This is a genomic window from Pseudomonas sp. S37, from assembly GCF_016658545.1.
Lineage (GTDB): Bacteria > Pseudomonadota > Gammaproteobacteria > Pseudomonadales > Pseudomonadaceae > Aquipseudomonas.
Genome location: NZ_JACVZC010000174.1, coordinates 1 through 8,786, shown reverse-complemented (window position 1 = coordinate 8,786; position 8,786 = coordinate 1). Strand labels below are relative to the sequence as shown.

The 8,786-nt window shown below is 64.8% G+C and carries 9 protein-coding genes; 2 read left to right on the top strand and 7 right to left on the bottom strand.

Annotated features, from left to right (window positions below; translation table 11 throughout):
* Window positions 1-73: 73 nt before the first annotated feature.
* On the bottom strand, window positions 74-367 hold the full coding sequence (locus IAE39_RS28225) for a hypothetical protein (protein ID WP_201207759.1): 294 nt from the start codon (window positions 365-367) through the stop codon (window positions 74-76).
* A 77-nt stretch (window positions 368-444) separates the two neighbouring features.
* Between IAE39_RS28225 and pbpC the strand changes: the two genes are divergently transcribed.
* Complete coding sequence (gene pbpC / locus IAE39_RS28220; RefSeq protein WP_201207758.1) at window positions 445-2,799, top strand: peptidoglycan glycosyltransferase PbpC; 2,355 nt, start codon at window positions 445-447, stop codon at window positions 2,797-2,799.
* Window positions 2,800-2,891: 92 nt separating this feature from the next.
* Window positions 2,892-4,538, top strand: a complete 1,647-nt coding sequence (locus IAE39_RS28215) for a ShlB/FhaC/HecB family hemolysin secretion/activation protein (protein ID WP_201207757.1) — start codon at window positions 2,892-2,894, stop codon at window positions 4,536-4,538.
* Window positions 4,539-4,652: 114 nt separating this feature from the next.
* Here IAE39_RS28215 and IAE39_RS28210 read toward each other — a convergent pair whose 3' ends face one another.
* The 6 genes from IAE39_RS28210 to IAE39_RS28185 form a co-directional block, all read right to left on the bottom strand.
* Entirely contained in the window at window positions 4,653-5,429 is a 777-nt protein-coding gene (locus IAE39_RS28210; protein ID WP_201207756.1) for a response regulator, read from the bottom strand.
* A 119-nt stretch (window positions 5,430-5,548) separates the two neighbouring features.
* Window positions 5,549-6,019, bottom strand: a complete 471-nt coding sequence (locus tag IAE39_RS28205) for a prepilin peptidase (RefSeq protein ID WP_201207755.1) — start codon at window positions 6,017-6,019, stop codon at window positions 5,549-5,551.
* Between the two features lie 296 nt (window positions 6,020-6,315).
* Entirely contained in the window at window positions 6,316-6,885 is a 570-nt protein-coding gene (locus tag IAE39_RS28200; protein WP_201207754.1) for a DUF4136 domain-containing protein, read from the bottom strand.
* 19 nt (window positions 6,886-6,904) lie between these two features.
* A complete protein-coding gene (locus tag IAE39_RS28195) occupies window positions 6,905-7,534 on the bottom strand; it encodes a DUF4136 domain-containing protein (protein ID WP_201207753.1) in 630 nt (209 codons plus the stop codon).
* A gap of 21 nt (window positions 7,535-7,555) precedes the next feature.
* The gene (locus IAE39_RS28190) at window positions 7,556-8,305 is read right to left on the bottom strand and encodes a methyltransferase (protein WP_201207752.1); all 750 of its coding nucleotides are present in this window, start codon (window positions 8,303-8,305) and stop codon (window positions 7,556-7,558) included.
* Window positions 8,302-8,607, bottom strand: coding sequence for a MazG-like family protein (locus tag IAE39_RS28185; protein WP_013970728.1), 306 nt, complete (start codon window positions 8,605-8,607; stop codon window positions 8,302-8,304). The genes IAE39_RS28190 and IAE39_RS28185 overlap by 4 nt, the downstream gene beginning before the upstream one ends.
* Window positions 8,608-8,786 lie beyond the last annotated feature (179 nt).

The following is an 8,786-nucleotide window of genomic DNA, read 5'->3' as shown; positions in this document are numbered from 1 at the left end:
CCCCCCCCCCCCCCCCCCCCCCCCCCCCCCCCCCCCCCGCTCCTACAAGGACTGCGCAAGGCCGCTTGAGAATTCAGTGAATCACCCAGCTCATCACCCACAACCCCAGCACCAGCCAGATGATCCCGAGGATGATCGACGCCCGCATGAACGCGCGGATTGCCGAGTACAGCAGCATCAGGCCGATGATCAGGGCCAGGATGCTCAGCAGCGAGGTGTCCATGCCCAAGGTGCGGGCCAGGCCGTCAATGAAATTGCCACCGGCATTGGCCAACAGGTTGAACAGCCCGCTCAAAGCGTCGACGATGAAGCGGATCACAGCCCCCAGTGCCTGGCCCAGCCACTCGAAAAAACCTTCTACATGCATAGTTGCTTCCTGATGTACGAATCGGCGAGGTTGCCGTCCCAAAGCCTTTGGCCATCACCAGGCCAGGTCGGTTCCCGATGCCAAGCTTAGCGCGGCCACGCCGCCGCGCGGGCAGGTTGTTGCGCAGCACATTGCTTGGCCTGCTGGTACTGTGCGGGCTGTTGTGGCTGGCGGACCGCATCTGGCCGCTGCCCATGCCGGGCGATGACCTGGCCCGGGTAGTGCTGGCCGAGGATGGCACGCCGTTGTGGCGTTTTGCCGATGCCGATGGCGTGTGGCGCTACCCGGTCAGCCCCGATGAGGTGTCGCCGCTGTACCTGCAAGCGTTGCTGACCTACGAGGACCGCTGGTTCTACCGCCACCCCGGGGTCAACCCGCTGGCTCTGGTGCGCGCGGCCTGGCTGAACCTTCGCGGCGGGCGCGTGGTGTCGGGCGGCAGTACGTTGTCGATGCAGGTGGCGCGTCTGCTCGACCCGCATGACCGCACGCTGGCGGGCAAACTGCGCCAGCTTTGGCGCACCCTGCAGCTGGAGTGGCATCTGTCCAAGCGCGAGATCCTGCAAATTTACCTGGACCGCGCGCCTTTCGGCGGCACGCTGCAGGGCGTAGCGGCCGCCAGTTGGGCGTACCTGGGCAAGTCGCCGCTGCACCTGACCCCCGCCGAAGCGGCGCTGCTGGCCGTATTGCCCCAGGCACCCAGCCGCTTGCGCCCGGACCGCCACCCCGAGCGTGCCCAGCGTGCCCGCGACAAGGTGTTGCAGCGCCTGGCCGAGTATCAGGTATGGCCTGCATGGCAAATTCGCGAAGCCGCCGAGGAGCCGCTGGTGCTGGCACCGCGTCAGGAGCCGGCGCTCGCGCCACTGCTGGCCCGGCGCCTGAACAGCGCTAACAGCCCACCGCTGATCCGCACCACGCTCGATGCGGCACTGCAGCGGCGCCTCGAAGACTTGCTGCTGGGCTGGCGCGCACGGCTGCCGGAGCGCACTTCCGCGGCCATTCTGGTGGTCGAGGCGCAAACCATGGCGGTGCGTGCCTACCTGGGCTCGATCGACCTGGCCGACGAGCGCCGCTTTGGCCATGTCGACATGGTGCGTTCGCTGCGCTCGCCGGGCTCCACCCTCAAGCCCTTCCTGTACGGCATGGCGCTGGACGATGGCCTGATCCATTCCGAATCGCTGCTACAGGATGTGCCGCGTCGCTATGGTGACTATCGCCCCGGCAACTTCTCCATGGGCTTCAGCGGGCCGGTGTCGGCCAGCTCGGCGCTGGCGTTGTCACTCAACCTGCCGGCGGTGCAGTTGCTGGAGGCCTACGGCCCGAAACGCTTTGCCGCGCAACTGCGTATGGCGGGCATGCCGCTGATATTGCCGCCACTGGCCGAGCCCAACCTGTCGTTGATTCTGGGTGGCGCCGGCAGCCGTCTGGAAGAGCTGGTTGGCGGCTACGCGGCCTTTGCAAGGGGCGGCAACAGTGCACGGGTACGCTTGCAGCCGCAGGACCCGCTGGTAGAGCGACGCCTGTTGTCGCCGGGCGCGGCATGGATCATCCGGCGCATTCTCAGTGGCCAGGCGCGGCCCGACCGCGACCCGCATGCCGAGCTGGTGCAGCGCCCGCAGCTGGCCTGGAAGACCGGCACCAGTTATGGCTTTCGCGATGCCTGGTCGATCGGCGTGGGGCCGCGCTACCTGATCGGCGTATGGATCGGCCGCCCCGATGGCACGCCGGTGCCCGGGCAGTTCGGCCTGGCTTCGGCGGCGCCGCTGATGCTGCAGGTGCACGACCTGCTCAGTAACCGCGACAGCCAGCGCGGTATCAGTGTGCCGGTGGAGCGGGTGCCGTCGAACGTCGGCGTGGCCGCCATCTGTTGGCCGTTGGGCCAGCCAATGAACAAGCAAGACCCCAACTGCCGGCGTCAGCGCTTTGCCTGGACCCTGGACGGCACCGCACCACCCACCTTGCAGGCTGCCGACCAGCCACTGGGCCTGGGTTTGCGCGAGCGTGTGTGGGTCAACCAGCAGGGGTTGCGCGTGGAGGGTAGCTGCCCGGGCGCGACGGCCCGTGATGTCGCCCTGTGGCCTGCACCGCTGGAGCCTTGGCTGCCCCGCGTCGAGCGGCGTGCAGCGCGCTTGCCGGCCATCGACCCGGCCTGCCCGCCGCAGGTAGCGGCCAGCGCACCGCCACTGTCCATCGTTGGCGTGCGGCCAGGCGACAACCTGCGCCGCCCGGCCACCAGCAGCGAGCCTTTGCAATTGCATGTCTCGGCGCTGGGCGGTGGTGGACGACGCTGGTGGTTCCTGAACGGACAGCCGCTGGGCGAAACCCAGGGGCAGGACAGCCTGCTGCTGCGTTTGCCACAGGTCGGCCAAGCCGAACTCAGCGCGCTGGACGAAAGCGGCGAGACGGCGCGGGTAGCGTTCCAGGTCAGCGAGTAGGCGTTCGACGGCAGCCGGGCCAGCACCTACGCTTGCCAGTAACGGGTGTGGCCGGCTGATGCCCCGCAACCCATGGGAACATGGAGCGCCCTATGCGTCCTCTGGCCGTGCCCCTGCTGTTGTTGCCCTGGGCGCTCGCGGCCCAGGCCGGGCCGTTGCCGGGTTTTCTCGACAGCCATGAGTATGAACGGCGCCTGCCCGGCGCCAACCTGCCTGTAGATGCCTACCGCCCGCTCAATCCCGGGCTGCGGTTGGCCGGCGTGAGCACCGGTGCCAGCGCATGGTTACCCGCCCAGACCCGGCTAGTGCTGCACAAGGTGCGCTTCGAGGGCGGTACGGTGTTCCCCCTCAGCGACCTGCGCGAGCATTACCAGCCACTGATCGGGCGTGAAACCACGCTGGGCGAGCTGCAGCAGTACACCGACCGCCTAAGCCAACGCTACCGGCAGGAGGGCTACCTGCTGTCGTATGCCTACCTGCCGGTGCAGGACGTGGCCGACGGCACGGTCAATGTGGTGCTGGTCGAAGGGTATATCCATGATTACCGTGTAGACGGCGATATCGGCCCGGCCGGCGAGTATCTGCAGCAGTTGCTGGCGCGTCTTGAGGCCGAGCGGCCACTGACCCGCGAAACGCTGGAGCACATTCTGGGCCTGGCCGCGCGCATGCCTGGTTTGGCGATAGAGGCTGAACTGACTACCGCACAGGCGGCTGATGGTGCTGCCCGGCTGACCCTTCATGCGCGGCGCAAACCGTTCAGCGCAGCTGTCACCGTGGCCGATTCCAGCCGCGACGATGTGCAGGCGTTGTTCACGGCCAGCAGCAATGCCCAGACCCGCTACGGCGAACAGCTCACCGCCAGCTGGCTGCTGCCGCCGGGCGATGACCAGGTGAAATACCAGCGGCTGGACTACAGCCAGTACCTGGACGCCGCCGGTAGCCAACTGTTGCTGTCGGCCTCGCGCTACCGCAGCGAGCCTGGCACGCGCATTCGCCTGGACGATGGCCGTGACATCACCCGCAAGCGCGACAGCGAGCGCTATGCGATAGGCCTGCGCCAGCCGGTGATCGTCAAAGCGGATGAGTGGTTGGCGGTGCAGGGGCACTTGTACGCGGTCATTGAACACGATGAGGACCAGCCATCGAATCGGGTTTACGACACCTACGTGCGTGCGCTGTCGTTCGAAGGGGACTGGCGCCAGGTCGAGCCGGGGCGTATGCGCATCGTCGGTGCCGGGGTTTATCAGGGCCTGGAGTACCTGGGCGCGCGCAGCGATGCCGACTACGACCTGGACTTCTTGCGGCTGCGGCTCTCGGGTTTACAGCGCGACGCGCTGGCGGACAACTGGCAGGGCGTGGTGTCCGGGGCGTTGTACTGGAGTGATGACCGGCTGCCCGACAGCGAGCGGGCGGGGTATGGCGGGCAAAATTTCGGGCGTGGCTACCCGCGTGACCAGGCGGATGGGGATAAGGGCTGGGGTGTGGCTTACGAGGTGAATTACAGCGTGCGTGGTCGCTGGCGGGTGCAGCCCTATGCGGTGGTGGATACGGCGCAGGCCTGGCATAACCGTGGGTCGGTGCAGGACGCCCACCTGGCTTCGGCGGCGCTGGGTGTGCGGTTGGGGGATGAGCGCCTGTTCAATCTGACTTTGGAGTTGGCCAAGCCGTTGGCGGATGTGGCATTGGACAGCCTGGACCGCGGGCCCAGGCTTACCTTGAGTATTGGTGTTGAGATGTAGGGGGGCGCTTTGCGCCCCGATCGCGACACAAGGCCGCTCCTACAGGATGTACGCGGAGCGGCCTTGCGTCGCGAAAGGGCTGCAAAGCAGCCCCAAAATCGTGAAACCAACCCTTCAGTGAGTAGTAAACCGCTGATGCACCGGCGAAGAGCTAGGCGTCAGCGCCAGTGCCAGCTGGGTCCGGTTATGCATATGCGTCAAGCGCAACACCTGCGATACATACAGTTTCACAGTGTTCTCGGTAATCCCCAGTTCACAGGCAATCTGGTAATTGGTCTTGCCCTTGCTCACCAGGCGGGCCACCTCCAGCTGCCGAGGCGACAGCTTCTCGAACGCTGCCGGCAGCTCGCTCTCGCTTTCCTCAACGTCAGTGGCACGCCGATGCATTCCCTGACCACGGGCTTTCTCCAGGTCCTGATACAACTCGTCCACCGAATCGGCCAGATCCTGCAAACGCTGGTTCAACCCACCCAGGTCACGGAAGTTGCGCTGGCGCTCCAGCAAAGCCTCTTCCTGCCGGCGTACGCCCTCGAGCAGTTCCTCAAGGTTCATCGGTTTCTGGTAATAGTCGGCAAAGCCCTCGCGCAGCGCGCGGATCACGTCCTGTTTCTCGGCTCGCCCGGTCAGCATGATGGCCTCGAACATGCGCTGGCTACCGTTGATCTCTTTCAAGGCGCGCATCAGTGCGATGCCGTCCCGCTCCGGCATGTGCAGGTCGCAGATGACCAGGCCAATGGCCGGGTCTGCCATGTAGTGCTCGATAGCTTGGTCGGTAGAGTGGGCTGGGACGCAGACATAGCCCTGGGTTTCGAGGAATTCACACAGTTGTTCGACGATGACCGTATGGTCATCAACCACCAACACCTTCACTTCACTCACTGGTCTGGACACGATCAACTCCCTGTTCGTATTCGGCCCTGCTCCCGGGCCAGACGCTCTGGCAGTCTAAAAGTAGTCGCTCGCGGCGATTATGTACAAGGCCTGTACAACGTATCGGACCGCAGGAAGGCTCATTGGATCCATACGGAGGTCAAAAGAAAGCCCGCGAGCACATAAGGTACGAAGGCCTGCTTGTCGCCCATTTCTTCGGTCAGGGCCTGCAAACGCTTCTTTACCTTGGGGTTGAGCAGCAGCCACAGGCGCCGGCGGGTAAGCAGCCAGACCAGTACACTGACACCGGCACCGATGAACGTGCCAAGTACGTATTGCGGGCTGGTGGCCAGGGCCAGGGCACCCATCAGCTTGACGTCATCGGCGCCAAAGCGGCCGAGCATGTAGCCTGGCAGGGTCAGCAGCATGACAATGGCCAGCGCCCAGCCGGCATCGCTGGCATCGGCGCCGATCCAGCTGTGGCCGGTGGCGAACAGCCAGACCAGCGCGCAGGTGGCCACACCCAGGGTGAGCATGTTGGAGATCTGGCGTTGACGCACATCCTGTTCGGAGCACAAGGCAAGCCACAGCAGGAGAACAATGCTTTGCATTTGCAGGTCGCCTTTCCCAAAAGTTGAACACTTCTACCCGGTCAGTCAGGTTTCCTTAACTGAAGATAGACGCGAACGTGCGGGGAAGTGGGGCTTGCAACGGAAAAAGGCGTGCTCGGAATCGATTTTGTCGTAGCTGACACAGGTTCTTGCGGTTGAATATTTTGCGCGTTCCCTGTGGGAGCGGGTTCACCCGCGAACACCGGCGAAGCCGGTGCCATGCAACGCGGGGCCTTCTTCGCGGGTAAACCCGCTCCCACAAGTTTGCGCAGCGCCTTCAGAAACTGCGTATCAACTTATTTTTTACTTCCCGGCGGGTAATTGCCCAACACCTTGGCCACGGTGTTGTGGATCGCGCTGTTGCGCTCTTCGGGGCTTGGCGGGTAGTTGTTCATGATCTGCTCGGCACTGCCGCGCCAGACCAGCTTGCCGTCACGCCCGTCGAACATGTCGACCTGAATGGTGGCGACCTTGTAGTCGACGCTGCGGGTTTCGTTGTACATCGGGCCACCCCAGTAGCCGCCCCAATAGCCACCCCAGCCACCGCCGTAGTTGGTGGTGATCTGCTGTTGGCGCTGTTCGACGATCAGGTACGTGCGTACGGTCAGGTCAGGTCGTGCGCCGCCTTGTACCGGGCGCAGGCCGCGCTGGTCGAGCTGGTCGGCGACCGCCTGGCGAATGCGCTGTTCGGTGAGGTCGCTCTTGATCCGTGGGTCATCCGGGCGGTACTGCAGGCCCGGTTCTTGCCATGCCCAGCTGCGGTAGGCGGCAAAATCGCGGCTGGCGTCGAAATCCTGCTGGACGTTATTGCTGGAGCAGGCCGCCAGCAATAACGCGAATGACAGTAGAACGAGACGGCGCAACATGATGGTTCTCCATTAGCTGTTAACTGGGAGGATAGCCGCTGAGCGCCTTGTGCACAGAATCGCGCAAGGCACTTTCGCGTTCGCGCGGCGAGTCCTTGTCGCTGCCGCTTTCGGCGCTGGCGCTCCACACCGGTTGGCCGTTGCGCGCGTCGTACAGGTCGATACGGACCACCATTACTTCCACTTCATAGGTGCGCACGATGGGTACGCTGGCATAGCCGCCGTAGCCATTGCGGTAACCGCCATAGCCAACGCCGCCATAGGGCCCGTAGTAGGGGTCGTAGGTGTCGTAGTCACGCACCTGGCGCAAGCGTTTTTCCAGGCGCATGTCGGCGCTCACCAGCAAGTCGCCGGGGCCACCGCGGGCGGGGCGCAGGCCATGCTGGTCAAGTACGCCGCTGACGGCATCGGCCAGTTGCGCGGGGTCGGCATTGGCCGAGCCGGTGGGCAGCTGGTTATCGCGCCAGCTCCAGCTGCGGTAGTGCCCATAGTCACGGGCTGGCGCCGGGTAGGCGCTGGCATCGAAGGTGGTAGCCGCCTGGGCAGGGGCTGGTGGCAATGGCCGGCTGCTGGCCACATAGGGGTTGCTGCCCTGGCAGCCAGCCAGGGCAAAAGGCAGCAGTGCCAGGCACAACAGACGGTACGGCATGTATTCCTCCCGGCGGGTGGATCAACGAGGGCGGCAAACCCAGTGCAGGTAGCGGCCAAGCCCGGCGAAGCTGGGGTGGCGGCGGTAGGCCAGTTCCATTTCCAGCAGGTCGAGCAGCTCGGCCTTACCCTGGAATTCCTTGGGCATGTAGTCGTGGAACACCCGCACGCCGCTTTCGCTTTCTACCTGCCACATAGGTTCAAGTTGCGCCTTGAGTTCACGTGGATCAAGCGGTTTTTGCGGGGTCAGGCTCTGCTTTTCACCTTCCAGGCGGTTGCTGCGCAACTTGCGGAAATGGCCCTTGAGCAGGTTGCGGTAGACCAGCGCGTCGCGGTTGTAGAAGGCCAGCGACAACCAGCCACCAGGGGCGGTGAGCTGGTGCAGCACGGGCAGGATGCTTTCGGGTTCGGCCAGCCATTCGAGCACGGCGTGGCACAGCACCAGGTCGTAGGGCTCGGTCAGCTGGCCGAGCAGGTCTTGCCAGGGCGCCTGGATGAAAGTGGCTGTTTGGCCGGCTTCGGCAAAGCGTGCCCGCGCGCCGTCGAGCATGGGGGCGGCGGGTTCGGCCAGGGTCAGCTGGTGGCCGCGCTGGGCCAGCCACAGGGCCATGTGGCCCAGGCCGGCGCCGATGTCGAGGATGCGCAATGGGCGGTCGGGCAGTGCTTCGGCCAGGTCGGCCTGCAGGACGGCCAGGCGGATTGCACCCTTGGCGCCGCCATAGATCTTCTCGGCAAAACGGGTGGCCAGCTCATCGAAATGACGGTCGTTCATCGGGCGAAGCGCCTCTCGCTGTCGGCCAGCTTGGCCCGCACCACCTGGTCCATGTCCAGGCCCAGTTCGCTGCACAGCAGCAACAGGTAGAGCACCACATCACCGATTTCCTGGCCAGCGTGGGCCAGTTTGTCGGCAGGTAGCTGGCGCGATTGGTCTTCGCTCAGCCACTGGAAGATTTCTACCAGTTCGGCCATTTCGACGCTGGCGGCCATGGCCAGGTTTTTCGGGCTGTGAAAGCCACGCCAGTCGTTGTTGTCACGGATCTGGTGCAGGCGTTGGGTGAGTTCTTGCAGGTTCATCGGGGGGTCTCCTAATGCTGCATAGCTTCTGCCCAGGCCCGGTGCAAAGCAAGCACCTGCCGCAATGTCTGGTACGGCCCCTGTAGGAGCGGCCTTGTGTCGCGATCGGGCCGCCAAGCGGCCCCAGGTTTTCAGCTTCGGCGCTGATATTGCCGGGGCCGCTTTGCGGCCCGATCGCG

What these genes read in the sequence shown, in the direction of transcription:
- IAE39_RS28225 (WP_201207759.1), bottom strand. Translation starts at nt 367, where the DNA reads ATGCATGTAGAAGGTTTTTTCGAGTGGCTGGGCCAGGCACTGGGGGCT.
- pbpC (WP_201207758.1), top strand. Translation starts at nt 445, where the DNA reads ATGCCAAGCTTAGCGCGGCCACGCCGCCGCGCGGGCAGGTTGTTGCGC.
- IAE39_RS28215 (WP_201207757.1), top strand. Translation starts at nt 2,892, where the DNA reads ATGCGTCCTCTGGCCGTGCCCCTGCTGTTGTTGCCCTGGGCGCTCGCG.
- IAE39_RS28205 (WP_201207755.1), bottom strand. Translation starts at nt 6,019, where the DNA reads ATGCAAAGCATTGTTCTCCTGCTGTGGCTTGCCTTGTGCTCCGAACAG.
- IAE39_RS28200 (WP_201207754.1), bottom strand. Translation starts at nt 6,885, where the DNA reads ATGTTGCGCCGTCTCGTTCTACTGTCATTCGCGTTATTGCTGGCGGCC.
- IAE39_RS28195 (WP_201207753.1), bottom strand. Translation starts at nt 7,534, where the DNA reads ATGCCGTACCGTCTGTTGTGCCTGGCACTGCTGCCTTTTGCCCTGGCT.
- IAE39_RS28190 (WP_201207752.1), bottom strand. Translation starts at nt 8,305, where the DNA reads ATGAACGACCGTCATTTCGATGAGCTGGCCACCCGTTTTGCCGAGAAG.
- IAE39_RS28185 (WP_013970728.1), bottom strand. Translation starts at nt 8,607, where the DNA reads ATGAACCTGCAAGAACTCACCCAACGCCTGCACCAGATCCGTGACAAC.